The organism is Amycolatopsis regifaucium (genome assembly GCF_001613935.1).
In the GTDB taxonomy this organism is placed as follows: domain Bacteria; phylum Actinomycetota; class Actinomycetes; order Mycobacteriales; family Pseudonocardiaceae; genus Amycolatopsis; species Amycolatopsis regifaucium.
Map to the genome: position 1 here is coordinate 136,973 of NZ_LQCI01000045.1, position 26,293 is coordinate 163,265.

The window sequence follows — 26,293 nt, forward strand, 5'->3', positions numbered from 1 at the left end:
AGGCCCGGGAATCGGTCATGACCAGCCACCCCCGCATTGTGGGCCGAGGTAACGGGTGGGTACCGTCGCCACACCCACCCAGATTTGAGAACTACCGGAGGAAAACGTGGCACTTCCCCAGCTGACAGAGGAACAGCGTGCTGCGGCGCTGGAGAAGGCCGCCGCCGCCCGCCGCATCCGTGCTGAGCTGAAGGAGCGGCTGAAGCGGGGCGGTACCACTCTGGTCGACGTGTTGAAGCAGGCCGAGGAGAACGAAGTCCTCGGCAAGATGAAGGTCTCGGCTCTGCTCGAGGCTCTTCCGGGCGTCGGCAAGGTCCGTGCCCAGCAGACCATGGAACGACTGGAGATCGCACCCAGCCGTCGTCTTCGCGGCCTCGGCGACCGGCAGCGCAAGGCGCTGCTGGCCGAATTCAGCGGCGAGTGAGCGGCGACGGTCAGGACCACCCGGTGAACCCGGGCGCTGACCGCGGCGGTGAGCCGGTGGCGGGAGTTTTTTCCCGACACCGGCTCACGGTCGTATCGGGGCCTTCGGGAGTCGGGAAGTCGAGCGTGGTGGGGGAGCTGCGCAAGCTGGATCCGGAGATCTATTTCAGTGTTTCGGTGACCACGAGGAAGCCGAGGCCGGGTGAGGTCGACGGCGAGCACTACCACTTCGTCGACCGAGCCGAGTTCGACCGCATGGTGGCCGAGGGCAGGCTGCTGGAGCACGCCGAGTTCACCGGCAACTGCTACGGCACCCCGCGCGAGCCCGTCGAGCGGGCTCTGGCGGCCGGGCGCAACGCGGTACTGGAGATCGAACTCCAGGGCGCGCGGCAGGTCCGCAAGGCGATGCCGGAAGCCCGGCTGGTGATGCTGATGCCGCCGTCCTGGGCGGAACTGGTCGGCAGGCTGACCGGTCGCGGCACCGAGAACCAGGCCGCCGTCCAGGCGAGGCTGGCCGAGGCCGAGCGTGAACTGGCCGCCGCCGGCGAGTTCGACGAGCGCGTCGTCAACGCCGACGTGCGGGACGCCGCCGAGCAGTTGCTAAACTTGATAACCGGCGACCAGAACTTTGAAGATTCGGAGCACCACGAGTGACCCAGGCCATCCTGAACGAAGAACTCGAAGGCATCACCAACCCGCCCATCGACGACCTGCTCGAAAAGGTCAGCTCGAAGTACGCGTTGGCGATCTACGCGGCCAAGCGCGCTCGTCAGATCAACGACTACTACGCCCAGCTGGGCGAGGGTCTGCTGGAGTACGTCGGCCCGCTGGTCGAGCCGGGCCCGCGCGAGAAGCCGCTGTCCATCGCCCTGCGCGAGATCCACGGTGGCCTGCTCGAGCACACCGAGGGTGAGTAAAGCCAAGATCGTTCTGGGCGTAGGCGGCGGGATCGCCGCTTACAAGGCCTGTGAGGTCCTGCGGGGACTGACCGAATCCGGTCACGACGTCCGCGTGGTCCCCACCGAAGCCGCGCTGAACTTCGTCGGCGCGGCCACCTTCGAGGCATTGTCCGGGAACCCGGTGCACACCGGCGTGTTCACCGAGGTGCCCGAGGTCCAGCACGTCCGCGTCGGCAAGGAAGCCGATCTGGTGATCGTCGTGCCCGCCACGGCGAACCTGCTCGCCAAGGCCGCGCACGGCATCGCGGACGATCTGCTGACGAACACCCTGCTCACCGCCCGGTGCCCGGTCGCCTTCTTCCCGGCGATGCACACCGAGATGTGGGAGCACCCGGCCACCCGCGACAACGTGGCGCTGCTGCGCTCGCGCGGGCTGGTCGTCGCCGAACCCGCCGCCGGCAGGCTCACCGGGGCCGACACCGGCAAGGGGCGGCTCGCCGACCCCGCCGAGATCGTCGACCTCGCCCGGCTCCTGCTCGCCGTGCCGAACGCCCTCCCGCGCGACCTCGAAGGCGTGCGCGTGGCGATTTCGGCGGGCGGTACACGGGAGCCGCTGGACCCGGTCCGGTACCTGGGGAACCGCTCGTCCGGCAAGCAGGGCTACGCGCTGGCCCGCGTCGCCGTGCAGCGCGGCGCCGAGGTCACCCTGGTCACCGCGCACACCGTCGCGTTGCCGGAACCGGCGGGCGCGAAGGTCGTCCACGTGTCGACCGCCGAAGAGATGCGCCAGGCGATGCACGCCGAGGCCGCCTCCGCCGACGTCGTCGTGATGGCCGCCGCCGTCGCCGATTTCCGGCCGTCGAACCGGGCCGAGCACAAGATCAAGAAGTCCGACGACTCGCCGGACCCTGTCGTCGAGCTCGCCCGCAACGCGGACATCCTGGCCGAACTGGTGCGGAACCGGACGGAAGGCCGGTTGGTCGTGGGGTTCGCCGCGGAAACCGGGGACGACAAGGGTGGCGTTCTCGATCACGCTCGGGTCAAATTGAAGCGCAAGGGTGCTGATCTGCTGGTGGTGAACGCCGTCGGCGAGGGAAAGGCTTTCGGGACCGAGGACAACTCGGGCTGGCTTCTGGGGGCCGACGGAACCGAGATCCCGATCCCGCTCGGCGCCAAGGCGGAACTGGCGTCCACATTGTGGGACGCTGTTGTGACCTTGATGAAGCGTTGACCGCGCCTTGAACGATAGTCAGTACGCTTAGGGCAAGCTAAGGGGTGCCTAACTTTCTGGGCATCAGACGTCTAGGTGAGGAAGTGACGGCCACCGTGACCGCGTCCACGAGCAGACTGTTCACATCGGAATCGGTGACCGAAGGTCATCCTGACAAGATTTGCGACGCCATCAGCGACTCCATCCTGGACGGCCTGCTGGCGAAGGACCCCCGCAGCCGGGTGGCGGTCGAAACCCTCATCACCACCGGACAGGTGCATGTCGCCGGCGAGGTGACCACCGAGGCCTACGCGGACATCCCGACCATCGTCCGCGATGTGATCCTGAAGATCGGCTACGACTCTTCGGCCAAGGGCTTCGACGGCAACTCCTGCGGCGTCAACGTCGCCATCGGTTCCCAGTCGCCCGACATCGCGCAGGGTGTCGACACCGCGTACGAGTCCCGCGTCGAGTCCGACGAGGACGAAATCAACCGCCAGGGCGCCGGCGACCAGGGCCTGATGTTCGGCTACGCCTGCTCGGACACCCCCGAGCTGATGCCCCTGCCGATCGCGCTCGCGCACCGGCTCTCGCAGCGGCTGACCCGGGTCCGCAAAGACGGCGTGCTGCCGTACCTGCGCCCGGACGGCAAGACCCAGGTCACCATCGAGTACGCCGGTGACCAGCCGGTGCGGCTCGACACGGTGGTCGTGTCCACTCAGCACGCCGACGGCATCGACCTCGAGCAGATGCTCGGCGTCGACGTCCGTGAGCACGTGGTCGCCCCGGAGATCGCCGACCTCGGCCTCGACACCTCCAACGTGCGGCTGCTGGTGAACCCGACCGGCCGCTTCGTCATCGGCGGCCCGATGGGCGACGCGGGCCTGACCGGCCGCAAGATCATCGTCGACACCTACGGCGGCATGGCCCGCCACGGTGGCGGCGCGTTCTCCGGCAAGGATCCCTCCAAGGTGGACCGCTCGGCCGCGTACGCGATGCGCTGGGTGGCGAAGAACGTCATCGCCGCCGGTCTCGCCTCGCGCGCCGAGGTGCAGGTGGCGTACGCGATCGGCAAGGCGGCCCCGGTGGGCCTCTTCGTCGAGACCTTCGGCACCGAGACGGTCGACCCGTCGAAGATCCAGGCCGCCATCACGGAGGTCTTCGACCTGCGGCCGGCCGCGATCATCCGCGACCTCGACCTGCTCCGCCCGATCTACGCGCCGACGGCCGCGTACGGCCACTTCGGCCGCCCTGAGCTGAACCTCCCGTGGGAGAGCACGGCGCGGGCCGCGGACCTGAAGTCGGCCGCGGGCGCCTGAGGCTTCGGTCCAGTAGTGCCATGAAAGGCCCCTTCATTGCAAATTTTGCAATGAAGGGGCCTTTCATTGCACGCGGTGACCGGCCCCGGCGAGCGAGTCTGGTAGAGATCACCGGGTGAGCAGCAGTCCCGAACCGACCCCGCTGTGGGAGCTTCCGGAGCCGAAGGCCGAGCCGGCGCGGAAGGCCAAACCGTCGCGCGCGAAAACCGCCAGCCGCCGGGGAGCGCAGAACCCCGCGCCCGAGAACCCGGTCGCCCGCGTCGTCGTGGACATCCCGCTCACGCATCTCGACCGGACCTTCGACTATCAGATCCCGGAGAAGCTGCACGAAGCCGCCGTGCCCGGCTGCCGGGTGCGCGTCCGGTTCGCGGGCCAGCTCGTCGACGGGTATCTCGTCGAACGTGCCGACAGCACGGAGTTCACCGGGAAGCTCGCGTACATCGACAGGGTGACCTCCAGCGAGCCGGTGCTGCCCCCGGCGTTGCACACGCTCTGCCGGTCGGTCGCGGACCGGTACGGCGGCACGCTCAGCGACGTCCTGCGGCTGGCCATCCCGTCCCGGCACGCGAAGGTCGAGGGCGAGCCGCCCGCCGAGCCCGCGCCGACGCCGGAGGCACCCGAAACCACCGCGTGGGAGAAGTACCAGAGCGGGCCCGCGTTCCTGGAGGCCGTCGCGGAACGGCGTCCCGCCAACGCCGTCTGGCAGGCGCTGCCGGGGGAGGACTGGCCGCGCCGCCTCGCCGAAGCCGCCGCGGTGGCGGCCGCGGCCGGCCGCGGCGTGGTGATGGTCGTCCCCGACCACCGTGACCTCACGAGGTTGCACGACGCTTGCGTCTCCTTGCTGGGTGAGGGCGCGGTGGTCGCGTTGATCGCCGGGCTGGGCCCCGCCGAGCGCTACCGGCGCTGGCTCGCGGTGCTGCGCGGCGCGGTCCGCGTCGTCGTGGGCACGCGCGCGGCGATGTTCGCGCCGGTCGCCGATCCGGGGCTCTTCGTGGTGTGGGACGACGGCGACGACGTCCACCTCGACCAGCACGCGCCGTACCCCCACGTCCGTGACGTGCTGATGGATCGCGCGCACGCCGCGAAGGGGTCGATGCTCGTCGCCGGTTTCGCACGGACCGCCGAGGCACAGTTCCTGGTGGAGTCGGGGTGGGCGCAGCCTCTCGTGGCGGCCAGGCCCGAACTTCGGGCCGCCGCACCGCGCGTCACGCCGGTCGGCGAGGACTTCGACGTCGCCCGGGACGAGGCAGCGAAGGCGGCACGGCTCCCGTCGGTCGCGTTCGAAGCGGCGCGGCAGTCGCTGGCAGGCGGATTCCCGGTGCTGGTGCAAGTTCCGCGTCGCGGGTACGTTCCCGGGCTCGCCTGCGGCAACTGCCGGACGTCGGCGCACTGCCGTCGCTGCGCGGGTCCGCTTTCCTTGCCCGGCGGCCTGATCGACGGCGCACCGAGGCCACCCGCCTGCCGGTGGTGCGGTGTCCCCGAGACGAACTTCCATTGCGCCGCTTGCGGTTCCGTCCGCCTGCGGGCGGTCGTCGTCGGCTCCAAGCGGACCGCGGAGGAATTGGGCCGCGCCTTCTCCGGGTTCCCGGTGCGGACCTCGGGCGCGACGGAGGTCTTGGCCTCGGTGCCCGGGAAACCGGCGCTGGTGGTGTGCACTCCCGGAGCCGAGCCGATCGCGGAAGGCGGCTACGGCGCGGCATTGCTGTTGGACGGCTGGGCGCTGCTGGGACGGCAGGACCTGCGCGCGGGGGAGGAGACCCTGCGCCGCTGGATGGCCGCCGCGGCACTGGTGCGGCCGGGGACCGAAGGCGGACGTGTGTTCGTCGGCGCCGAGGCTGGCCTCGCGGTCGTGCAGGCGCTGGTGCGCTGGGATCCGGGCTGGCACGCGAGCCAGGAACTGGCCGAACGGCGCGAACTGGGCTTCCCGCCCGCGATGCGGATGGCGAGTATCGAGGGCACCCCGGACGCGGTCGCCGGGCTGCTCGACGACCTCGCCCTGCCGGAAACCGGCGAAGTCCTGGGCCCGGTGCCGCTCGGCGACGTCGACGAGGACGGCAACGCCGAACGGGAGCGCGCCCTGGTCCGGGTGGCGCGTCCGCACGGGAAGGAGCTCGCCGCCGCCGTCCACGCGGCCGCCGCCCGGCGGGACGCGCGCAAGGCCACCGAGCCCATCCGGATCCAGCTCGACCCACTTGAGCTCATCTAGTCCCCCGGAAACCCCGCATTTCGTCCTCTAAACGCGTTCCTTGCACACGCAACTACCGCGTTCAGAGGACGAAATGCATGGGGTTAGAGGGTTGTGCCGGGGATCGCGAGGATGTCGGCGCGGGGCGAAGCGCCCGGAGCGGGCGTAGTAGACGGAGCGGGTTTAGTGGCCGGGCCGCCTAGGGCGGCGGTGAGCAGCGTGACGATCTGCGCCGAGATCGCCGCCCGCCGCGCCTCGAAATCGGCATCGGTCAGCGCCGAGGGATCGGTGGGCGTGCCGAGCACGGGCGTGTGCAGATGCCCGCCCGCGACACCGTCCAGGCCCAGGCCCGTCCGGAGCCGGTTGCTGCGGTACATGGACTCGTTGGACAGGTAGTTGCCGCCGCCACCGGAAGCCGCGATCTCGCCGGGCTTCGGCGCGTCCGTCCGGCAGACCGCCGTCCCCGTCCCGGGCTTCGTGCTGTCCGGCCACACACAGAACGCCTGGTTGTACAGCACCTGATACGCCCCGGCGGGCGCCGCGAGCATCTTTTCGTACGGCAGCGTGGTTTCGATGAACTGGACGGCGGGCTGCGGCCAGCCGGCGGCGGGCGGGACCTGGCCGGTGACGGACTCGTCGAGGTTGTCCGGGAAACCGCCGCGCCACGCACCGGCCCAGCGCTCGATGTCGAACCGGCCGGGACGGCCCTGGCTGATCGTCATGATCAGTTCCGGGCGGCGGAAGCGGTCCTTGAACGCCTTGCCGTAGGCCGCCTCCACGATGCCCGCGTCGAAGTAGCTCCACACCACCGGGAACGACACCGCCTGCACCAGCGCGGGGCCGGTCGGGGTCTGGATCACCTTGCCGTCCAGATGCAGGGCGGCCGCACCCGACGGGTTCGCGATGCGGACGCCCGCGCCGTTGAGGGTGAACGGATCGAAGCCGCTCACGAGCACCCGGCGCAGCGACGGGCCGAGCGGGAAGCGGGAGTCGTCGAGGCCCCGGGCTCCGACGTCGAACGTCTTCAGCAGCTTCGCCCGGGCGGGCGCGGACAGCGGGAAGCGCGGCGTCCACTGGCGCAGCGCCTTGCTCATCAGCAGACGCGCCCAGTAGAGCGGCCGGTCGTCGGCCTTGTCGATACCGCCGAGGTCGGGGCGGCGGCCCTGCGCGCGGTCGACAGCGGTCCGCCAGAGCCCGTCACCGGCGGTTTCCGCGAGCTTCTCGGCCTGCGCGGCGGTTTTCGTGGCGCAGAGACGGGTCGTGAAGTCGGAGACGAGCCGGTCGAACCCCGCGAGCCGGACCAGTTCCGGGCCGACGGCGGGACCACCGGACGGCAGTGTCGCGGTGAGGCGCCGTTCCTCGACCGTGATGGCCGCCGAGTCGTCGAAACAGGCCCGCGTGGGTTCGGCCTGCGCGACGCCGGGGACCGCGAGTACGGGAAGGGCGATGAGCAGCGGGAGGAACGCGCTCCATCGCCTGCCGGGAGTCTTCATGGACCGCATTCTGCTCAACGCGATCCCCTCGCACTACCGACCTTCGCCGGTGCGGACAGGACTTGTCCGGGGTGGACAGGCGGGGCAGACTCGCGCCATGGCCGCGCACAGAAGCACTCTGGGACGCATCACCGCAGTCACCGCGATCGCCGCTCTGGTCGGTGCCGCCGTGCCGGGCACCGCGGCGGCGGCACCACCGACACCCAAAGCCCCGACCGCCGTCGGCTATCTGGGTGCCGTGTCGAGCATCGACGCGGACGCGACCGCGATCGGCACGAAGATCCTGCGTGAGGGCGGCAACGCCGTCGACGCGGCCGTGGCGACCGCCGCCGCGCTCGGCGTCACCGATCCGTTCTCCGCCGGGTTCGGCGGTGGCGGCTTCTTCGTCTACTACGACGCGCGCTCGGGCAAGGTGCACACCCTCGACGGCCGCGAGACCGCGCCGTCCACCGCGAACGAGAACCTCTTCGTCGAGAACGGCAAGGCGATCCCGTTCGCCGAAGCCGTCACCAGCGGACTCGGGGTCGGCGTGCCCGGTACGCCCGCCACCTGGCAGGAAGCCCTGCGCAAGTGGGGGACCAGGTCGCTGGCGAAGGCGGTCAAACCCGCCGAAGACCTCGCCCGCAAGGGCTTCACCGTCGACCAGACCTTCAACACCCAGATCGCCAACAACGCCGCCCGCTTCTCGGCGTTCCCGTCGACCCGGTCGCTGTACCTGCCCGGCGGCGCGCCGCCCGCGGTCGGATCGACGTTCAAGAACCCGGACCTGGCTGGCACGTACGCGCAACTCGCCACGAAGGGCACCGACGTCCTCTATCACGGGCCGATCGGCGCGGACGTCGTCAAGACCGTGCGGACGCCGCCGGTCGACCCCGCTTCGACGCTGAAGGTGCGCCCCGGCGACATGACCGCGGCCGACCTCGCCAAGTACCGCGTCGTGGAGCGCAAGCCGACCAGGACCGAGTACCGCGGCCTCGACGTCTACGGCATGCCCGCGCCGTCGTCCGGCGGGCTGACCGTCGGCGAAGCGCTGAACATCCTCGAGAACACGAACCTGCGCAAGCTGGAGAAGGCCGACTACCTGCACTACTTCCTGGAGTCGACCCGGCTCGCCTTCGCCGACCGCAACCGGTGGATCGGCGACCCGGCGTTCGTGGACGTCCCCGCGAAGGAACTGATCAGCCAGAAGTTCGCGAACAGCCGCGCGTGCCTGATCGACCCGGCGAAGGCAGGGACGAGCCCGGTGGCGCCCGCCGACCCGCGCAAGCCGGCTCCGTGTGTCGCGGGGACGAACGCCGCGCCGACGCCCTACGAGGGCGAGAACACCACGCACCTGACCGTCGCCGACCGGTGGGGCAACGTCGTCGCCTACACGCTGACCATCGAGCAGGAGGGCGGCAGCGGCATCGTCGTCCCGGGCCGCGGGTTCCTGCTCAACAACGAGCTGACCGATTTCTCGTTCACCCCGGTGACGCCGGGTGTGCCCGACCCGAACCTGCCGGGCCCGGCCAAGCGGCCGCGTTCGTCGATGGCGCCGACCATCGTGCTCGACCACGGCAAGCCGCTGCTCGCGGTCGGTTCGCCCGGTGGCGCGTCGATCATCACCACGGTGCTGCAGATCCTCACCGGCCGCATCGATCGCGGGCTGAAGCTGGTCGACGCGATCGCCGAACCGCGCGCTTCGCAGCGGAACTCGGCTGCCGCGCAGGTCGAGCAGGCTTTCCTCGACCAGACCGAGGTGCTCAAGGCGCTGAAGGCCAAGGGGCAGGGCTTCTCGACGGCGCCCGCGGAGATCGGGGCCGCGACCGGCGTCGAACGGCTGCGGGACGGGCGGTGGCTCGCCGCCGCCGAGCCCACGCGGCGGGGTGGCGGTTCTGCTGCTGTCGTGCTGCCCTGGCCGCCCCGGTAGGTCTTCGCGCGTGCCATGAAAGGTCCTTTCCTTGCAAAATTTGCAAGGAAAGGACCTTTCATGGCGCTCTACGGAGGGGACAGGGAGAGCGACCGCGCCCCGAGACCGAGGCCCTTCTAGACTGAGCGGCGATGTTCGCCCAGTCAGAGGTACCCGTCCCGCCGGCGGAGGTGCGTTGATGCGCCTCGTCTTCGCCGGTACCCCCGAACCCGCCGTCCCGTCGCTGCGCGCGCTCCTCGCGTCCGAACAGCACGAGGTCGTCGCCGTCGTGACCCGTCCGGACGCGCAGGCAGGCCGCGGCCGCCGGGTCGTCCGCTCCCCGATCGGCGCGCTGGCCGACGAGCACGGGATCGAGGTGCTGACCCCGCCGAAGGCGAGTGACCCCGCGTTCCTCGCCCGGCTCGCGGAGATCGCCCCCGACGCGTGCCCGGTCGTCGCGTACGGGGCGTTGCTGCCCCAGGCCGCGCTGGACATCCCGGCGCACGGCTGGGTCAACCTGCACTTCTCACTGCTGCCCGCGTGGCGCGGCGCCGCGCCGGTACAGGCCGCGATCCGCGCCGGGGACGAGATCACCGGCGCCTCGACCTTCCGGATCGTCAAGGAACTCGACGCGGGCCCGGTCTACGGGGTGATCACCGAGCGGATCGGCGAGACCGACACCGCCGGTGAACTGCTCGGCAGGCTCGCGGAGTCCGGCGCGAAGCTGCTCGTGTCCACGATGGACGGAATCGCCGACGGTTCGCTGCGCGCGGTCGAGCAGACCGGCGACGGCGTGAGCTACGCGCCCAAGGTGACCGTCGAGGACGCGCGGGTGTCGTTCGCCGACCCGGCCACCGCGGTCGACCGGCAGATCCGCGCGGTCAGCCCGGAACCGGGCGCGTGGGCGGAGTTCCGCGGCGAGCGGCTGAAGCTCGGGCCGGTGACGGTCGTCGACGAACCGGGCCCCCCGCCGGGTGAACTGGTCGTGGAGCGCAAGCGGGTCCTGGTCGGCACGGCGTCGAAGCCGGTGCGGCTGGGCGAAGTGCAGGCGCAGGGGAAGAAGCGGATGGCGGCCACCGACTGGGCGCGCGGTACGAGGATCGAACAAGGAGAGCGCCTGCAGTGAACGAGCGTAGGGAACGCCGGCCGTCGAGGCCGGAGCGAGGCCGTCCGGGCCCGCGCAAGGAAGGACCCAGCCGCCCGCCGCAGATCGACCCCGCCCGTCAGGTCGCCTTCGACGTCCTGCGCGCGGTCCGTGAAGAGGACGCGTACGCGAACTTGGTGCTGCCGCAACTGTTGCGCACCCGCCGGATCTCCGGCCGTGACGCGGCGCTGGCCACCGAACTGACCTACGGCACCTGCCGCGCGGTCGGCATGCTGGACGCGGTCATCGAGGCGTGTCTCGACCGGCCACTGGCCAAAGTGGACGCCATCGTGCTGGACGGGCTGCGGCTCGGCGCGTACCAATTGCTGCGCACCCGCATCCCCGAGCACGCCGCCGTCGGGGCCACCGTGGACCTCGTCCGCGCCGAAGTCGGTTCCTGGATCGCGGGTTTCGTCAACGCCGTGCTCCGTTCGGTGTCCGAAAAGGACGAACAGGCCTGGCTCGAACAGCTGGCCCCGGACGAGGCCGCCGACCCCATCGGCGCGTACGCGCTGCGGACGGCGCACCCGCGCTGGGTCGCCCGGTCGTTCGCGGAAGCGCTGGGGGACAAGGGAGCCGAGCTGAAGGCGGCGCTCGAGGCCGACGACGACCGGCCCGACGTGCATCTGGTCGCCCGTCCCGGTGAGATCAGCGCCGACGAGCTGGCCGCCATCACCGGCGGCGACGTCGCCCCGTATTCGCCGTACGGCGTCCGGATGCCCGCGGGCTCCGGTGACCCCGGCGACGTCGAGCCGATCAAGGAAAAGCTGGCCGCGGTCCAGGACGAGGGCAGCCAGCTGTGTGCGGTCGCCGTCACGAAGGTACCGCTCACCGGCTCCGACGAACGCTGGCTGGACCTGTGCGCCGGCCCCGGGGGCAAGGCCGCGCTGCTGGGCGCGCTCGCGTCGATCAGCGGCGCCACCGTCGACGCCGTCGAGAAGGCGCCGCACCGCGCGAAGCTGATCGAGAACGTCGTCCAGGGGCTTCCGGTGAAGGTCCACGTCGCCGACGGCCGCGAGTCCGGCCTCGAACCGGGTTACGACCGTGTCCTGGTCGACGCGCCGTGCAGTGGTCTCGGCTCGCTGCGGCGCCGCCCGGAAGCGCGCTGGCGCCGCCGGCCCGGCGACATCTCGGACCTGACGAAACTGCAGGGCCAGCTGATCACCGCGGCGCTGGACCTGGTCCGCCCCGGCGGCATCGTCACCTACGTCGTCTGCTCGCCGCACCTGGCCGAGACCGAAGGCGTCGTCGGGGAGACCGCGCGCCGCGCGGGCGCCGAGGTCGTGGACGCGCGGGAGTTCTTCCCGGGTGTCCCGAAGCTCGGCAACGGGCCGTACGTGCAGCTGTGGCCGCACCGTCACGGCACCGACGCGATGTTCTGCGCCGTCCTGCGGAAGCCGGATTCCGCCGGGTGAGCAGGGTTCTCGGCCTGGTCGCGAGCGCGTGCGGCGGACTGGACGTCCGGTTCGCCGCACAGCTCGCGCGACCGGCGGCGGACCGCGGCTGGGAGCTCGCGATCACGCTCACCCCGACCGCGGCCCGCTGGCTGGAGACGACCGGCGGGCTCGGTGAGCTGGAGAAGTTCACCGAGCTGCCGATCCGCAGTACCTCCCGGCTGCCGGGCGAACCACGCCCGCATCCGGATCCCACGGTGTTCCTGTTCGCGCCCGCGTCCGCGAACTCCGTGGCGAAACTGGCCTTGGGCATCGCCGACAACCAGGCGCTGACCCTGCTCGGCGACGTCCTCGGCACGCCGGGCATCACGATCGCGGTCGGCTACCAGATCCAGGACACGCGAGTGCACCATCCGGCGTGGCGACGGCATCTCGACACGCTCGCGTCGGCGGGCGTCACCACCGCCCGGCTGGCGCCCGAAGCGCCCTGGACCTCCGTGCTGGACTTGCTCCCCGCGCCTTAGCGGGCGCAGAACCCGATATCGACGGCGGCCGCGAGGTCGTCCGAAGCCTTGTCCGGCAACGGATCCTGGTTCACCACGACGTTCACCCGCCTGCCGTGCGGGACAGCGCCCGACAGGTTCGCGAAGCCGACGATGTTCCCGCCGTGCCCCCAGAACCTGCCACCGCACGACAGCGGGACGGACGCGATGCCGAGCCCGTATTCCGCGCCGGGAAGGCCGACGGGCGCCGGAACGGTCCGCCGCATCTCCGCCTGCTGTGCCCGCGGGAGGAGGTGGCCGTCGACGAGCGCGCCGTAGAAGCGGTTCAGGTCTTCACCGGTCGAAATCAGTCCGCCGGAGGCTCCGGCCGCCGAAGGGTCGAATCCGGTGAAGTCGACAGGCCCCGGCGCATAGCCCCTGGCGTGGGGTGACGGCAGACGCTCGTCACCGCGCACCGGCAGGTACGTGTCGCGCAGACCGAGCGGTGCGGTGATCCTGTTCCGGATCTCGGCGGTGACCGGGCGTCCGGTGAGCTTCTCGATGAGCATTCCGGCGATGATGTAGTTCGTGTTGGAGTACGACCAGCTCGTGCCCGGTGCGAACAACGGTAGATGCGCGAGGCCGATCGCCACCAGTTCTTCCGGCTCCGCCCCGCGGTGCCGCCACTCGTCGATATCGAGGTCACGCACGTAGTCGTAGAGACCGCTGGTGTGCTGGAGCAGCTGCCGGACGGTGATCTCGGTGCCGTCGTTGCCGTTCCCGCGCACGAGACCGGGCAGGTACCGGTCGATCGGCGTGTCCAGCCCGACCTTCCCCTCGGCCACCAGCTGCAGCACCACGACGGCGACGAAGGTCTTGGTGACACTGGCCGCCCGGAACTTCGAGCCGTGCGGGAACGGCGTCCGGGTCTCGACGTTCCCGACGCCTTCCCGTGCTGACCACGTTCGCCCGGAGGCGCTCGTCACGGTCGCCTGCGCGCCGGGAACCCCGTCCTGAACCAGGGTCTTCAGTGCCTTGTCGACTTCGTCGTGCGGCTTGGCGACGGCGAGCGCCGGTGCGGCGGTCGCCGTGCCCAGCAACGCGATCAGCGAACCGATTGCGATGATCTTCCTGCCTGGCAAGGTTTTTCGCATGAGCCGAAGTTAGGGGCGCCGGTATCGGGTGGCCATGGTGCTGTCCCCACTCCGCGCCGGGGGTCTGCCCCACCCGTCGCGACACGGTTCAGCGCAGGCTGTGCCCGGGCGAGACGACGCCGGTCTCGTAGGCGAACACCACCGCCTGGCTGCGGTTGGCCGCGCCCAGCTTCCCGAAGATGTTGCCCACATGGGTTTTGACGGTTTCGAGACTGATGACCAGCTGGGCCGCGATGTCCACATTGGACATGCCGGTCGCGATGAGACGCAGGACCTCGGTCTCCCGTTTCGTCAGCGACGACGGACGGGGCGCGAGACCCGATTCCGCCGGGCGCGCGGCGACCATCCGCCGGATCGCGTCGGGGAAAAGCAGGGTTTCCCCGGCGGCGATGGTCCGGATCGCGTGCGCGAACTCCTCTTTGCGTGCCCGCTTCAGCAGGAACCCGCTCGCCCCGGCGAGAAGCGCGTCGTAGACGTAGTCGTCGTTGTCGAACGTCGTGATCACGAGGACCTTCGGTGGTTCGGGCACTTCCGCCAGCACGCGCCGGGTCGCCTCGATCCCGTCGACCCCGGGCATGCGGACATCCATCAGCACCACTTCGGGACGCGTGCGGCGGACCAGGTCCACCACCTCGCCGCCGTCACCCGCCTCGCCGACCACGGTCAGGTCGGGCTGGTTGTCCAGCAGCGACCGCAGCCCGGCGCGCAGCAGTGGCTCGTCGTCGACGATCAGGACCCGCAGTGTCATGAACGCGACCGTAGCGGGATCGTGGTCACCAGCCGCCACAGCGGTTCCCCGTCCATGGCGGGCCCCGCGACGAGTTCGCCGCGCAGCGCTTCGACGCGTTCGGTGAGCCCGGGCAGTCCGTTGCCGCCGCGGCCGGAGTCGGTCGTCACCTCGCGAAGCGGGTTCACGATCTCGATCCGCAGCGCGTCGGCGAGCACCGCGACCCGTACCGTCACCGGGCCGGGATGGGCGTGCCGCAGCGCGTTCGTCAGTCCTTCTTGGACGATCCGGTACGCCTCGCGGGAAAGGGTCGCGGGCAGTTCGGCGGCGGGCCCGGTCAGTTCGTAGTCGATCACGGCGCCGCCGGATCGTGCCCGCTCGGCCAGCGTCGCGACCTCGATGAGCCGTCGCTCGGGCTCACGGGACGACCGATCCTCACGCAGCAGGCCGAGGACGTGGTCGAGGTCTTCGAGCGCCATCCTCGACGACTCTTCGATGGTGCCCAGCGCCTGCCGGGCCAGCTGTGGTTGCGACTCGACCAGTTCGGCGGCCGCGGCGGCCTGGATGGTCGACGTCGTCAGGGTGTGCCCGATGGAGTCGTGCAGTTCGCGGGCCAGCCGGTTGCGCTGCTCGAAGTGGTTCGCCCGGACTTCGGCCGCGGCGACGCGTTCGGCGGCCGACGGACCCAGCAGCACGACCGCGCTGTACTGGAAGAGCCTGGTGAACCCGATCAGGAGATACGCGATGAGGACGAGCGTGCCCAGCGCGATCGGCAGCGTCCACAGCCCGCCGGTGCCGGATTCGACCGTCACCCGCTCCCCGAAGACCTCGATCGGGCTACCGCCGCCTCCCGCCCACACCGCGGCGAACACGAAGCCGAGCATCAGGAAGGAGCCGAGTCCGAACAGGACCCAGCCGAGCGCGGTGTGCACGAGCAGCCAGCCCGCCGAGCGCCAGCGCTCCGCCCAGGCGAGCTTGGTGTGCGGCGGGGGCTGCGCGATCCGGGTGCCCAGCATCTGGTTGGAGAACCAGATGCCGACCCGCCGCATCGGCCCCGGCAACCCGGCGAGCGCGACCAGCACGCCCATCGCGAGTACGCCGTAGACCAGCTTCGCTTTCGTGTCGCCGGGGATGAGGACGGCGGGGAGGAGCGCGACCGGGAACGGCACCGCCGTCATCGCCATACCGAGGAAGCCGAACGGCACGCTGCGGTAACCGCCGATCCGCACCACGGGTTTGAAGGGGTTGACCATGACCGGAACGCTATTCGGCGGCGCGTGCGCGCACCTCCCACTCCGGTGCCATTTCGCGTCATCCTCAAGACCGGGTGGCCGGTCACAGCCGGTTAGCGGACGTTAGCGGCGCCCTCCTACACTCGGGCGCGTGGCTCACCGACCTTTGATCGCACCCAGCATCCTCTCCGCGGACTTCGCCCGGCTCGGCGACGAGATCCGCGCCGTCGCGGGTGAGGGGGAAACCCGCGCGGACTGGGTTCACGTCGACGTCATGGACGCGCACTTCGTGCCGAACCTGACCCTCGGCCTCCCCGTGGTGAAGTCGCTGCTCAAGGCCACCGACGTGCCGATCGACTGCCACCTGATGATCGAGAACCCCGACAAGTGGGCCATCGGGTACGCCGAGGCGGGCGCCTACAACGTCACCGTGCACGTCGAGGCGGCGCACGACCCGGTCGCACTGGCGAAGAACCTCCGTGCCGCCGGGGCGAAGGCCGGTCTGTCGATCAAGCCGAACACGCCGCTCGAAGACCACCTCGAGACCCTCAAGCACTACGACACGCTGCTGGTGATGTCGGTAGAGCCCGGCTTCGGCGGCCAGTCGTTCATCACCGATGTCCTGGAGAAGGTGCGCACCGCGCGGCGCCTGGTCGACACCGGTCACCTCAAGCTCGTCGTCGAGATCGACGGCGGGATCAACGCCGACACCATCGAGCAGGCCGCCGAGGCCGGTGTGGACTGCTTCGTCGCCGGTTCCGCCGTCTACGGCGCCGAAGACCCTGGTAAGGCCGTCGCGGCCCTGCGCGAACAGGCGGCCCGCGTCCGCGGCTGATCCCGCCTCTTGATCCGCCGTCGGGTCAGGGGAGGGAATCGGACCGGATGGGTGTTGGATGAAGGGAGCACCGTGTTCAGCGACGGTGCGACCAGGAGGAGGGCAGCAGGAGTGTTCACCGGCATTGTCGAGGAACTCGGCGAGGTCACCGCGGTCGAGCAGGTACCGAACGCCGCGCGGCTGACCGTGCGGGGGCCGCTGGTGACCAGCGACGCCGGCCACGGCGACTCCATCGCGGTGAGTGGCGTGTGCCTCACCGTGGTCGCGGTGGCGGGCGGTGAGTTTACCGTCGACGTCGTGCACGAAACCCTGCAGCGCTCCAGCCTCGCGAAGGTGAACGTCGGCGACGTCGTGAACCTGGAACGCGCGACGCCGGCGGGCGGCAGGCTCGGCGGGCACATCATGCAGGGCCACGTGGACGGCACCGGCGTCTATCTCAACCGGGACGACCTGGGGCTCACCACGTTCGCCCTGCCCGGAAAACTGTCACGTTACGTGGTCGAGAAGGGGTCGATCGCGGTCGATGGCGTCTCCCTCACGGTCGCTTCGGTGACCGACGAGGAGTTCTCCGTCGCCCTGATCCCGACCACCCTCGAACTGACCACCCTCGGCCGTAATCAGCCGGGTGATCTGGTGAACCTCGAGGTCGACGTGGTCGCCAAGTACGTCGAGAAGCTGGCCATGCCGCACCTGCGCACGCAGGGGGACCATGGTGGCGCGGAGGAGCGGGCGTGAGTGAGACGAGTGCGATTCCGGGGTCGGCGGATCTGACCCCCTGTGGAGGCGGGGTGGCAGTGAACGCCAATGCCATCGAGGCGGCGATCGCCGATATCAAGGCGGGCCGTCCGGTCGTCGTGGTGGACGACGAGGACCGCGAGAACGAGGGCGACCTGATCTTCGCGGCGGAGAAGACCACGCCGGAACTGATGGCCTTCATGGTGCGCTACACCTCGGGTTACGTGTGCGTGGCGCTGACCGAGGCCGAGGCCGACCGGCTCGATCTGCCGCCGATGTACCACACGAACCAGGACCAGCGCGGCACCGCGTACAGCGTCACGGTCGACGCCGCCGAGGGCATCACCACCGGGATCTCCGCGGCCGACCGTTCGCACACCATCCGGCTGCTCGCCGACCCGGCGTCGAAGGCGTCGGACTTCCGGCGCCCCGGCCACGTGGTCCCGCTGCGTGCCAAGCAGGGCGGTGTCCTGCGGCGCCCCGGGCACACCGAAGCCGCGGTGGACCTGGCCCGCCTCGCCGGACTTTCCCCGTCCGGCGTGCTCTGCGAGATCGTGTCGCAGAAGGACGAGGGCGACATGGCCCGTCGCGACGAACTCGAGGTCTTCGCCGCGGACCACGACCTCAAGATGATCACCATCGCCGATCTGATCGCCTACCGCCGACGTACCGAGAAGCAGGTCGAGCGGGTCGCCGAGGCCCGCATCCCGCTGTCGGCCGGCACGTTCCGCGCGGTCGGGTACGACAGCCTGCTCGACGGCATCGAGCACATCGCCTTCGTCTACGGCGAGATCGGCGACGGCGAGGACATCCTCGTGCGCGTGCACTCCGAATGCCTCACCGGCGACGTCTTCGGCTCGCTGCGCTGCGACTGCGGCCCGCAGCTGGAGGCGGCACTGGAAGCGGTGGCCAAGGAAGGCCGTGGTGTCGTGCTCTACATCCGCGGCCACGAGGGCCGGGGGATCGGGCTGCTGCACAAACTGCAGGCCTACCAGCTGCAGGACGCCGGCGCGGACACCGTCGACGCGAACCTGCAGCTCGGCGTCCCCGCCGACGCGCGGGACTACGGCACCGGCGCGCAGATCCTGTGCGACCTCGGCGTCCGCTCGATGCGGCTGCTGACGAACAACCCGGCCAAACGCGTGGGGCTGGAGGGTTACGGCCTGCGGGTCAGCGGCCGGGTGTCGCTGCCGATCTCGCCGAACCCGGAAAATCTGCGCTACCTCAAGACCAAACGGGACCGGATGGGACACGACCTTTCCCAGCTGGAGCATTTCGACCAGGTCGGCGCCGAGGTCGACCAGGGCAACGGAGGTGGCACGCGGTGAGCGGCGAGGGCCGTCCGGACGTCGAACTCGACCTGTCCGACTGTAAGAACATCCGGCTCGGGATCGTGGCCACGCGCTGGCACACGAAGATCACGAGCGCCCTGCTGGACCGCGCGCTCGAGGCGGCCAAGGCGGCCGACCTGGAGGAAGAGCCGACGGTGGTCCGCGTCGCGGGCGCCGTCGAACTGCCCGTCGCCGCGCAGGCACTCGCCCGCACGCACGACGCGGTGGTCGCGCTGGGCGTGGTCATCCGGGGCGGGACACCGCACTTCGAGTACGTCTGCGACGCGGTCACCGCGGGCCTGACCAGGGTGGCGCTCGACGAGAGCACCCCGGTCGGCAATGGCGTCCTCACCTGTGACACCGAACAGCAGGCCCTCGACCGGTCCGGTCTGCCGGGCTCCGTCGAGGACAAGGGTTACGAAGCGACCGTCGCCGCGCTGGACGCCGCGCACGCGCTGCGGAACCTGCGCCAGCCGTGGACCGAGCGGGGCTTCGTGTGAGCGTCGAGGCGGATGTGATGACAGAGCCCGAGATCGTGGTGGTGCGGCCTCGCCGTGCCCTGGTGATGTGCTCGGTGCTGGCGGTGATCCTGCTGGCGACGTTCGTGGTCGTCGCGGTCCTGCTGCGCGGCTCGGACACCGGCGTGATCTTCCAGCCGTCCGACCAGGTGGCGATGATCGGCATCGGCGTCCTGCTCGCGGCGGGCACGATGCTGTTCGCGATGGCGCGCGTGAAGGCCGACGCCGACGGCATCGAGGTCCGGAACGTGCTGATGACCAAGCGATTCGCGTGGTCGGAGGTGCTTTCGGTGAGCTTCCCGGACGGCGCTTCGTGGGCGCGGCTGGAGCTGCCGGACGACGAGTACTACTCGGTCATGGCCGTGCAGGCGGTGGACCGGGAGCGGGCGGTGGCCGCGGTGCGGGCGCTGCGGCGGCTGCACAAGGCGGCCTGGAACGGCTGACGCCTCCTGACTAACGCAATGAAGGGGCCTTTCATCGCAAAATTTGGGATGAAAGGCCCCTTCATTGCGCGCGGGTCGGGGCAAGGGCTCCGGCTGACCTCCGGCTCACCAAGTCCGTGAAGGCCTCCTTCCCTACCCTCAAAGTAGGGAAGGAGGCCTTCACGGACCTCGAACCCCAAAACTTCTCAGAGCGAGAGATCCACCACGATCGGCGCGTGGTCCGAAGGGCCCTTCCCCTTCCGTGCCTCACGGTCCACATAGGAATCGGTCACCGCGGCCGCCACCGTCGCGTCGGCGTACACGAGGTCGATCCGCATTCCCTTGTTGTTCGGGAAGTTCCCGGCCCGGTAGTCCCAGTAGGTGAACGGGTGGTCGTACTTCAGCGGCCGCGGGAACACGTCGGACAGCCCGAGGTCCCGCAGCGCCGCGAGCGCCTTCCGTTCCGGCTCGGTCACGTGCGTCGACTCGGCGAACACGGCGATGTCCCACACGTCCGCGTCGGTCGGCGCGATGTTGAAGTCGCCGAGCACCGCGAACGGCAGCCCGCGCGCCTGCTCTTCGCGCACGGTCGCTTCCAATGCCGAGAGCCAGGCCAGTTTGTAGTCGTAGTGCGGATTTCCCAGCTCACGGCCGTTCGGCACGTACACCGACCACAGCCGCAGCCCGCCGCAGGTGGCGCCGATGGCCCGCGCGTCGGTCTTGCCCTCGAAGGTGGGCTCGCCGGTCAGCCCCCGCGTCACGTCCTCCAGCCCCACGCGCGACACGATGGCGACGCCGTTCCAGCGGCCGATGCCGTACGCGGCCGTCTCGTAGCCCAGTTCCCGCACCGCGTCGACCGGGAAGGCGTCGGTGCCGGATTTGAGTTCCTGCAGGCACAGCACATCCGGTTGCACCGAGCCGAGCCAGTCGAGGACCCTCGGCAGCCGGGGTCCGATCGAGTTCACGTTCCAGGTCGCGATCCGCATGCCCGCGAGCGTCCCACACCCCACCGACACCCGGACGCGAAAGGGCCCTCCGAGGCGGGTCGCGTCTCGGAGGGCCCTTTCACCGGGGTGGAGGTCAGACCCCGGTGGTCGAGCGGATCCAGGAGCGTGCCGAAGCGACGCTGCCGTAGTTGTTGGTGCCGCGGATGTTCGAGCCGCTCTGGTTCTGCACGGTCGAAGCGACGCCGACCTGGACGCCGTTGGAGACCTGGGGGCCGCCCGAGTCGCCCTTCCACGCCGATCCGTTGATGCCGACGCTCTGGATCGCCGGGCCGCCGTAGGCGTCGGTCGAGCTGCCGGTGACGCGGACGTTGGCCACCTTCAGCGCCGAGGCGGGCGGGCCGGTCGGGGTCTCCCGGCCCCAGCCGTAGAGCTGGTTGGTGCTGCCGACCGAGGGGTTCGAGCCGGCCAGGGCGATCGGCGTGACACCGGCGTCGGAGGCCAGGTGCAGCAGCGAGATGTCGGAGCCGGCGGGCGAGGACACCTTGCGGTCGACGGCGATCACGCGGCCGCCCTGGAGCTGGTTGCTGCCGACGCGGACCCGCATGCCGCTGCCGTCGGAGTCGAGGCAGTGCTTGGCGGTCAGGACCCAGCGCTGGGCGATGACGCTGCCCGAGCAGTTGAAGCCGTCCCATTGGCGGCCGGGGGTGTTGACGTAGACCTGGGCGCCCCAGCTCACGGTGGGGGCGGTGCCGCCGCCCACGATGTTGGGCTGGACCCCGGTCGGGGTGCCCGCGGAGGCGACCGCGCCGGCGGTCATGGTGAGGGCTGCGGCGGCGAGGGTGGCGGCGCCCAGCGTGCGAAGACGGCTCACGGTGCAGGAGTCCTTTCGAGCGTCATCTGACGAAGAACCGAGGGAAGTGGAACTGGGACGGAAAGTAATCACCCGGTTCACCCGCTAGGAACCAACGAACGTCTGATCCGGCACAAGACCCGACTTAGGTCGGTATACGTAGTGAAATACGGACCGCATCGTGGTAATCGCCACCCGTACGAGGGTTAGACCATGGGGGCTCGTAAGACTGTCGGTGGGGCCCCATAGGCTTGGCGGTGTGGCTGACCCGACCACCTACCGTCCCTCGCCGGGGAGCATCCCGGACGCCCCTGGCGTGTACAAATTCCGTGACGCCACGAAGCGGGTCGTCTACGTCGGCAAGGCGAAAAGCCTCCGCAGCAGGCTGAACTCGTACTTCGCCGACATCACCGGCCTGCATCCGCGCACCCGCCAGATGGTGACCACGGCGGCGAGCGTCGAGTGGACCGTGGTGACCACCGAGGTCGAAGCGCTCCAGCTCGAGTACAACTGGATCAAGGAGTTCGACCCGCGGTTCAACGTCCGGTACCGCGACGACAAGAGCTACCCGGTCCTCGCCGTCACGATGAACGAGGAGTACCCGCGCCTGCACGTCTACCGCGGCCCGCGTAAGAAGGGCGTGCGGTACTTCGGGCCGTACGCGCATGCTTGGGCCATCCGCGAGACGCTCGACCTGCTGCTCCGGGTCTTCCCGGCGCGCACCTGCTCGGCCGGGGTCTTCAAACGGCACGGCCAGATCGGCAGGCCCTGCCTGCTCGGCTACATCGGCAAATGCTCCGCGCCGTGCGTCGGCAAGGTGTCCGCCGACGAGCATCGCGACATCGTCGAGGACTTCTGCGACTTCCTCGCCGGTCGCACCGACGCGATGATCCGCCGCCTGGAGCAGGAAATGGCGGCCGCGTCGGAGGAGCTGGAGTTCGAGCGCGCGGCCCGGCTGCGGGACGACCTCGGCGCGCTGCGGCGGGCGATGGAGAAGCAGGCGGTGGTGCTCGGCGACGGCACGGACGCCGACGTCGTCGCCTTCGCCCACGACGAACTCGAGGCCGCGGTCCAGGTCTTCCACGTCCGCGGCGGCCGGGTCCGCGGCCAGCGCGGCTGGGTGATCGACAAGGCCGAGGAGATGGACGTCAAGGACCTCGTCGACCACTTCCTCACACAGTTCTACGGCGAACAGGCCGAACGCGCCGACGATCCCGACGGCGGCTCGCCGGTCCCGCGCGAGGTGCTCGTCCCCGAGCTGCCCGCCGACGCCGAAGCGCTCGGCGAATGGCTTTCCGGGCTGCGCGGTTCGCGGGTGAGCCTGCGGGTGCCGCAGCGCGGGGACAAACGCGCGCTCGCGGAAACGGTGACCCGCAACGCCGGCGAAGCGTTCACCCAGCACAAACTGCGCCGCGCGGGCGACCTCACCGCGCGTTCGGCCGCGCTCGCGGAACTGCAGGACTACCTGGCGCTGGAAACCGCGCCGCTGCGTATCGAATGCGTCGACATCAGCCACATCCAGGGCAGCGACGTCGTCGCGTCGCTGGTGGTGTTCGAGGACGGGATCCCGCGCAAGTCCGAGTACCGGCGGTTCGCGCTGCGCGAGGCGGCGGAGGAAGGCGACGTCGCGTCGATCGCCGAGGTCGTCCGTCGCCGTTTTTACCGTTATCTCAAGGAAAACGCCGAGGGCGCCGCCGTCGATCCGGACCGGCCGGGGATCGACCCGGAGACCGGTAAACCGCGCAAGTTCGCCTACGCGCCGAACCTGCTCGTCGTCGACGGCGCGGGTCCACAGGCCACCGCGGCCGCGGACGTCCTCTCCGAACTGGGCATCACCGACATCGCCGTGGTCGGCCTGGCGAAGCGGCTGGAAGAGGTGTGGCTGCCCGGCGATCCCGATCCGGTGATCCTGCCGCGCACCTCCGACGCGCTGTATCTGCTGCAGCGGCTGCGCGACGAGGCACACCGCTTCGCCATCCGCTACCACCGCGAGAAGCGGTCCAAACGGTTACAGGTGTCCGCATTGGACGGCGTGCCGGGCTTGGGGCAGGCTCGCCGTACCGCGCTGATCAAGCATTTCGGCTCGGTGAAGAGACTCCGTGAAGCACGGATCGAGGAGATCGAGGCGGTGCCCGGTTTCGGCAGGCGCACCGCGGAAGCGGTCGTCGCGGCGCTCGCAGGGGAGCCCGTGACGACGGGGGAGTCAGGTACGACGTGATCGGGGAAAGGACCATCGTGAGTGCGCAAGAAGAAGGCCGCGGTTCCGGGATGGAGGTCGCGGTCGTCTCCGGGTTGTCCGGGGCGGGTCGCAGTACCGCCGCGAAATGCCTGGAGGACCTGGGCTGGTTCGTGGTGGACAACCTGCCGCCCGAGCTGATCGCCACCATGGTCGAACTCGGCGCGCAGGCGCGGGGCGCGATCACCAAGGTCGCCGTCGTGATGGACGTGCGGTCGCGCGCGTTCACCGACGACCTGGCGTCGGTCATCAAGGACCTCGACGCCCGCGGGTACAAGCCGCGCGTGCTGTTCCTGGAGGCCACCGACGCGGTGCTGGTGCGCCGCTTCGAGGCCGTCCGCCGCGGACATCCGATGCAGGGGGACGGCAGGCTCGCCGACGGCATCACCGCCGAGCGCACACTCCTGGAGCCGCTGCGGGAAGAAGCCGACCTCGTGCTCGACACGTCGTCGCTTTCGGTGCACGACCTGCGCGCGAAGATCGAGGACGCCTTCGGTTCCGAGGCGAGCACACAGACCCGCGTCACCGTGCTGTCGTTCGGCTACAAGTACGGCCTGCCGATGGACGCGGACCTGGTGATGGACGTCCGGTTCCTGCCGAACCCGTTCTGGATCCCGGAACTGCGCGACCACACCGGTCTCGAGGGCGAGGTCCGCAACTACGTGCTCAGCCAGGAAGGGGCGGACGAGTTCCTCGACCGCTACCACCAGCTGCTGCGCCTGATCGGTGCCGGCTACAAGCGCGAGGGCAAGCGGTACCTGACGCTGGCCGTCGGCTGCACAGGCGGGAAGCACCGCAGCGTCGCCATTTCCGAGGAACTCGCCCAGCGTCTGTCCAATGAGGACGGTATGGCCGTGAAGGTGGTGCACCGCGACCTTGGCCGCGAGTAGCGCACCGCGCGCGGTCGCCTTGGGTGGCGGGCACGGCCTGCACGCCACCCTCACCGCGTTGCGCCGGGTGACCTCGCAGGTCACCGCCGTGGTCACCGTCGCGGACGACGGGGGCTCGTCCGGCAGGCTGCGCCGGGAACTGGGGCTGCTGCCGCCGGGCGACCTGCGGCAGGCCTTCGCCGCGTTCGCCGCCGAAGACGGCGGGACCTTGTGGGCGGAGGTGTTCCAGCACCGCTTCGGTGGTGACGGCGCGCTCGCCGGGCACGCGGTCGGAAATCTGTTGCTGGCCGGGTTGTTCGAGGTGCTCGGAGATCCGGTCGCCGCGCTCGACGAGGCGAGCAGGCTCATGGGCATCTCCGGCCGGGTCCTGCCGATGTCACCCGAACCGCTGGAAATCCAAGGCGAGGTTTCGGGGCTGGACGCCGAGAATCCCGAGGCGCTCAGGCGGATCCGCGGTCAGGTGGCGGTGGCGACCACGCCCGGTCAGGTGCACCGGATCAGCCTGCACCCGACGGGGCAGGCCGACAGGCCGCCGCGAGGCTGCGCGGAGGCGATCGAAGCGGTGCTCGGCGCGGACGTGGTGTTCCTCGGCCCGGGGTCGTGGTTCACCAGCGTGCTTCCGCATCTGCTGGTCCCGGACCTGCACGACGCCCTGGTCCGGACGAAGGCCACGAAGGTCGTCATTCTCAATCTGATCCCCCAACCGGGGGAGACAGCGGGCTTCTCTCCGGAGAAGCATCTGGACGTGCTCTTCGAACACGCCCCGGAATTGCGGGTGGACGCGGTCATCGCGGACCGTGACTCGGTGCCCTCACCAGCCCGGTTACGGAAGGCGGCCGGGAGACTGGGCGCACGGGCGTTGCTGGGGGCGGTGGCTGACCCGGTCGTGACGGGGCGGCATGATCCTGATGCGCTCGCGGGCTGTATGCGAGACGCTCTGGAGTCTCACCGGGGGAGGAGCTGAAAGTATGGAGGGGCAGCGATGGCGATGACCGCCGCCGTGAAGGACGAGCTGAGCCGGCTGGAGATCACCAAGATCGGCCCGCGCCGCGCGGAGGTCGCGTCGATGCTGCGATTCGCGGGCGGGCTGCACATCGTGGCCGGTCGCGTCGTGGTGGAAGCCGAACTGGACACCGGTTCGGTGGCGAGGCGGCTGCGCAAGGAGATCCACGAACTGTACGGACACCAGTCCGACGTCCACGTCATCTCCTCCAGCGGGTTGCGCAAGGGCACGCGGTACGTCGTCCGGGTGGTCAAGGACGGTGAGGGCCTCGCCCGGCAGACCGGTTTGATCGACCAACGGGGCCGTCCGGTGCGCGGGCTGCCCGCCGCCGTCGTGTCCGGCGGTGTCGCCGACGCCGAAGCCGCCTGGCGCGGCGCGTTCCTGGCACACGGTTCGCTCACCGAACCCGGCCGTTCGTCGTCGCTCGAAGTCACCTGCCCGGGCCCGGAGGCCGCGCTGGCGCTCGTCGGCGCCGCCCGCCGGATGGGCATCCAGGCCAAGTCGCGCGAGGTGCGCGGAGCGGACCGGGTCGTGGTGCGCGACGGCGACGCGATCGGCGCCCTGCTGACCCGGCTCGGCGCGCACACGAGTGTGCTCGCGTGGGAAGAGCGGCGGATGCGCCGCGAGGTGCGGGCCACCGCGAACCGGCTCGCGAACTTCGACGACGCCAACCTGCGGCGCTCGGCCCGCGCGGCCGTCGCGGCGGCGGCCAGGGTCGAGCGGGCACTGGACATCCTCGGTGAGTCCGCCCCGGATCACCTGCTCGCCGCGGGCAAGCTGCGGCTGTCGAACCGGCAGGCCTCGCTCGAAGAACTGGGCCAGCTGTCCGACCCGCAGATGACCAAGGACGCCGTCGCCGGCCGGATCCGCCGCCTGCTGGCGATGGCCGACAAGAAGGCGAAGGAACAGGGCATCCCGGACACCGAATCCGCCGTGACCCCGGACATGCTGGAAGAGGACGAGGCCTGACCCGCCG

25 protein-coding genes are annotated in these 26,293 nt (G+C 70.4%); 19 read left to right on the forward strand and 6 right to left on the reverse strand.

The window, feature by feature from the left end; genetic code table 11:
* Nucleotides 1–106 precede the first annotated feature (106 nt).
* The 6 genes from mihF to AVL48_RS31630 all read left to right on the forward strand — a co-directional run bounded on the left by mihF (nucleotide 107) and on the right by AVL48_RS31630 (nucleotide 6,057).
* On the forward strand, nucleotides 107–424 hold the full coding sequence (gene mihF, locus AVL48_RS31605; protein ID WP_003096398.1) for an integration host factor, actinobacterial type: 318 nt from the start codon (nucleotides 107–109) through the stop codon (nucleotides 422–424).
* The gene (gene gmk / locus AVL48_RS31610) at nucleotides 421–1,077 is read left to right on the forward strand and encodes a guanylate kinase (protein ID WP_074038190.1); all 657 of its coding nucleotides are present in this window, start codon (nucleotides 421–423) and stop codon (nucleotides 1,075–1,077) included. Before mihF ends, gmk begins: the two co-directional genes overlap by 4 nt.
* Nucleotides 1,074–1,340: a DNA-directed RNA polymerase subunit omega gene (rpoZ, locus tag AVL48_RS31615; RefSeq protein ID WP_037320858.1), complete on the forward strand. Its 267-nt coding sequence runs from the start codon at nucleotides 1,074–1,076 to the stop codon at nucleotides 1,338–1,340. Before gmk ends, rpoZ begins: the two co-directional genes overlap by 4 nt.
* A complete protein-coding gene (gene coaBC, locus AVL48_RS31620; protein ID WP_061980659.1) occupies nucleotides 1,333–2,553 on the forward strand; it encodes a bifunctional phosphopantothenoylcysteine decarboxylase/phosphopantothenate--cysteine ligase CoaBC in 1,221 nt (406 codons plus the stop codon). The genes rpoZ and coaBC overlap by 8 nt, the downstream gene beginning before the upstream one ends.
* A gap of 95 nt (nucleotides 2,554–2,648) precedes the next feature.
* Nucleotides 2,649–3,851 (forward strand): methionine adenosyltransferase, encoded by a 1,203-nt coding sequence (gene metK, locus AVL48_RS31625; RefSeq protein WP_061981100.1) that lies wholly within the window; start codon nucleotides 2,649–2,651, stop codon nucleotides 3,849–3,851.
* Between the two features lie 115 nt (nucleotides 3,852–3,966).
* On the forward strand, nucleotides 3,967–6,057 hold the full coding sequence (locus tag AVL48_RS31630) for a primosomal protein N' (protein WP_061980660.1): 2,091 nt from the start codon (nucleotides 3,967–3,969) through the stop codon (nucleotides 6,055–6,057).
* 83 nt (nucleotides 6,058–6,140) lie between these two features.
* On the opposite strand, the gene AVL48_RS31635 is transcribed toward AVL48_RS31630, so the two are convergent.
* Nucleotides 6,141–7,529, reverse strand: coding sequence for a pyroglutamyl-peptidase I (locus AVL48_RS31635; RefSeq protein WP_061981101.1), 1,389 nt, complete (start codon nucleotides 7,527–7,529; stop codon nucleotides 6,141–6,143).
* A 97-nt stretch (nucleotides 7,530–7,626) separates the two neighbouring features.
* Between AVL48_RS31635 and ggt the strand changes: the two genes are divergently transcribed.
* The 4 genes from ggt to AVL48_RS31655 all read left to right on the forward strand — a co-directional run bounded on the left by ggt (nucleotide 7,627) and on the right by AVL48_RS31655 (nucleotide 12,479).
* Nucleotides 7,627–9,438: a gamma-glutamyltransferase gene (gene ggt, locus AVL48_RS31640; RefSeq protein WP_061980661.1), complete on the forward strand. Its 1,812-nt coding sequence runs from the start codon at nucleotides 7,627–7,629 to the stop codon at nucleotides 9,436–9,438.
* 178 nt (nucleotides 9,439–9,616) lie between these two features.
* Entirely contained in the window at nucleotides 9,617–10,543 is a 927-nt protein-coding gene (gene fmt / locus AVL48_RS31645; protein ID WP_061980662.1) for a methionyl-tRNA formyltransferase, read from the forward strand.
* Nucleotides 10,540–11,976, forward strand: coding sequence for an RsmB/NOP family class I SAM-dependent RNA methyltransferase (locus tag AVL48_RS31650; RefSeq protein WP_143104691.1), 1,437 nt, complete (start codon nucleotides 10,540–10,542; stop codon nucleotides 11,974–11,976). The genes fmt and AVL48_RS31650 overlap by 4 nt, the downstream gene beginning before the upstream one ends.
* Entirely contained in the window at nucleotides 11,973–12,479 is a 507-nt protein-coding gene (locus tag AVL48_RS31655) for a flavoprotein (protein ID WP_061980663.1), read from the forward strand. The genes AVL48_RS31650 and AVL48_RS31655 overlap by 4 nt, the downstream gene beginning before the upstream one ends.
* On the opposite strand, the gene AVL48_RS31660 is transcribed toward AVL48_RS31655, so the two are convergent.
* From AVL48_RS31660 to AVL48_RS31670, 3 genes are all read right to left on the reverse strand, one after another.
* A complete protein-coding gene (locus AVL48_RS31660; RefSeq protein WP_061980664.1) occupies nucleotides 12,476–13,591 on the reverse strand; it encodes a serine hydrolase domain-containing protein in 1,116 nt (371 codons plus the stop codon). The two genes, AVL48_RS31655 and AVL48_RS31660, sit on opposite strands and share 4 nt — an antisense overlap.
* Nucleotides 13,592–13,679: 88 nt before the next feature.
* Nucleotides 13,680–14,339, reverse strand: a complete 660-nt coding sequence (locus tag AVL48_RS31665) for a response regulator transcription factor (protein ID WP_061980665.1) — start codon at nucleotides 14,337–14,339, stop codon at nucleotides 13,680–13,682.
* Nucleotides 14,336–15,571, reverse strand: a complete 1,236-nt coding sequence (locus AVL48_RS31670; RefSeq protein WP_061980666.1) for a sensor histidine kinase — start codon at nucleotides 15,569–15,571, stop codon at nucleotides 14,336–14,338. The genes AVL48_RS31665 and AVL48_RS31670 overlap by 4 nt, the downstream gene beginning before the upstream one ends.
* A 145-nt stretch (nucleotides 15,572–15,716) precedes the next feature.
* Here AVL48_RS31670 and rpe point away from each other — a divergent pair, with 145 nt between their 5' ends.
* From rpe to AVL48_RS31695, 5 genes are all read left to right on the forward strand, one after another.
* Entirely contained in the window at nucleotides 15,717–16,385 is a 669-nt protein-coding gene (gene rpe, locus AVL48_RS31675) for a ribulose-phosphate 3-epimerase (RefSeq protein ID WP_061980667.1), read from the forward strand.
* A gap of 111 nt (nucleotides 16,386–16,496) precedes the next feature.
* Nucleotides 16,497–17,120, forward strand: coding sequence for a riboflavin synthase (locus AVL48_RS31680; RefSeq protein ID WP_061980668.1), 624 nt, complete (start codon nucleotides 16,497–16,499; stop codon nucleotides 17,118–17,120).
* Between the two features lie 53 nt (nucleotides 17,121–17,173).
* Nucleotides 17,174–18,448 (forward strand): bifunctional 3,4-dihydroxy-2-butanone-4-phosphate synthase/GTP cyclohydrolase II, encoded by a 1,275-nt coding sequence (locus tag AVL48_RS31685; RefSeq protein ID WP_177242276.1) that lies wholly within the window; start codon nucleotides 17,174–17,176, stop codon nucleotides 18,446–18,448.
* Nucleotides 18,445–18,951, forward strand: a complete 507-nt coding sequence (ribH, locus tag AVL48_RS31690) for a 6,7-dimethyl-8-ribityllumazine synthase (protein WP_037343973.1) — start codon at nucleotides 18,445–18,447, stop codon at nucleotides 18,949–18,951. Before AVL48_RS31685 ends, ribH begins: the two co-directional genes overlap by 4 nt.
* Before the next feature lie 17 nt (nucleotides 18,952–18,968).
* On the forward strand, nucleotides 18,969–19,412 hold the full coding sequence (locus AVL48_RS31695) for a PH domain-containing protein (protein WP_061981103.1): 444 nt from the start codon (nucleotides 18,969–18,971) through the stop codon (nucleotides 19,410–19,412).
* Nucleotides 19,413–19,597: 185 nt separating this feature from the next.
* Here the strand turns inward: AVL48_RS31695 and AVL48_RS31700 are convergent, their stop codons facing one another.
* On the reverse strand, nucleotides 19,598–20,377 hold the full coding sequence (locus AVL48_RS31700; protein WP_061980670.1) for an exodeoxyribonuclease III: 780 nt from the start codon (nucleotides 20,375–20,377) through the stop codon (nucleotides 19,598–19,600).
* Between the two features lie 94 nt (nucleotides 20,378–20,471).
* Nucleotides 20,472–21,209: a S1 family peptidase gene (locus AVL48_RS31705; RefSeq protein WP_061980671.1), complete on the reverse strand. Its 738-nt coding sequence runs from the start codon at nucleotides 21,207–21,209 to the stop codon at nucleotides 20,472–20,474.
* A 238-nt stretch (nucleotides 21,210–21,447) separates the two neighbouring features.
* Between AVL48_RS31705 and uvrC the strand changes: the two genes are divergently transcribed.
* The 4 genes from uvrC to whiA are packed head-to-tail and all read left to right on the forward strand — an operon-like array spanning nucleotide 21,448 to nucleotide 26,286.
* A complete protein-coding gene (uvrC, locus tag AVL48_RS31710; protein ID WP_074038189.1) occupies nucleotides 21,448–23,406 on the forward strand; it encodes an excinuclease ABC subunit UvrC in 1,959 nt (652 codons plus the stop codon).
* Between the two features lie 50 nt (nucleotides 23,407–23,456).
* Nucleotides 23,457–24,314, forward strand: coding sequence for an RNase adapter RapZ (gene rapZ, locus AVL48_RS31715; protein ID WP_034311885.1), 858 nt, complete (start codon nucleotides 23,457–23,459; stop codon nucleotides 24,312–24,314).
* The gene (locus AVL48_RS31720; RefSeq protein ID WP_061980673.1) at nucleotides 24,301–25,278 is read left to right on the forward strand and encodes a gluconeogenesis factor YvcK family protein; all 978 of its coding nucleotides are present in this window, start codon (nucleotides 24,301–24,303) and stop codon (nucleotides 25,276–25,278) included. Before rapZ ends, AVL48_RS31720 begins: the two co-directional genes overlap by 14 nt.
* Nucleotides 25,279–25,296: 18 nt before the next feature.
* A complete protein-coding gene (gene whiA / locus AVL48_RS31725) occupies nucleotides 25,297–26,286 on the forward strand; it encodes a DNA-binding protein WhiA (protein WP_061980674.1) in 990 nt (329 codons plus the stop codon).
* Nucleotides 26,287–26,293: the final 7 nt, after the last annotated feature.

Coding starts and splice junctions, on each gene's coding strand:
- AVL48_RS31635 (WP_061981101.1), bottom strand. CDS start 7,529: ATGAAGACTCCCGGCAGGCGATGGAGCGCGTTCCTCCCGCTGCTCATC.
- ggt (WP_061980661.1), top strand. CDS start 7,627: ATGGCCGCGCACAGAAGCACTCTGGGACGCATCACCGCAGTCACCGCG.
- fmt (WP_061980662.1), top strand. CDS start 9,617: ATGCGCCTCGTCTTCGCCGGTACCCCCGAACCCGCCGTCCCGTCGCTG.
- AVL48_RS31660 (WP_061980664.1), bottom strand. CDS start 13,591: ATGCGAAAAACCTTGCCAGGCAGGAAGATCATCGCAATCGGTTCGCTG.
- AVL48_RS31665 (WP_061980665.1), bottom strand. CDS start 14,339: ATGACACTGCGGGTCCTGATCGTCGACGACGAGCCACTGCTGCGCGCC.
- AVL48_RS31670 (WP_061980666.1), bottom strand. CDS start 15,571: ATGGTCAACCCCTTCAAACCCGTGGTGCGGATCGGCGGTTACCGCAGC.
- AVL48_RS31695 (WP_061981103.1), top strand. CDS start 18,969: ATGACAGAGCCCGAGATCGTGGTGGTGCGGCCTCGCCGTGCCCTGGTG.
- AVL48_RS31700 (WP_061980670.1), bottom strand. CDS start 20,377: ATGCGGATCGCGACCTGGAACGTGAACTCGATCGGACCCCGGCTGCCG.
- rapZ (WP_034311885.1), top strand. CDS start 23,457: ATGGAGGTCGCGGTCGTCTCCGGGTTGTCCGGGGCGGGTCGCAGTACC.
- whiA (WP_061980674.1), top strand. CDS start 25,297: ATGGCGATGACCGCCGCCGTGAAGGACGAGCTGAGCCGGCTGGAGATC.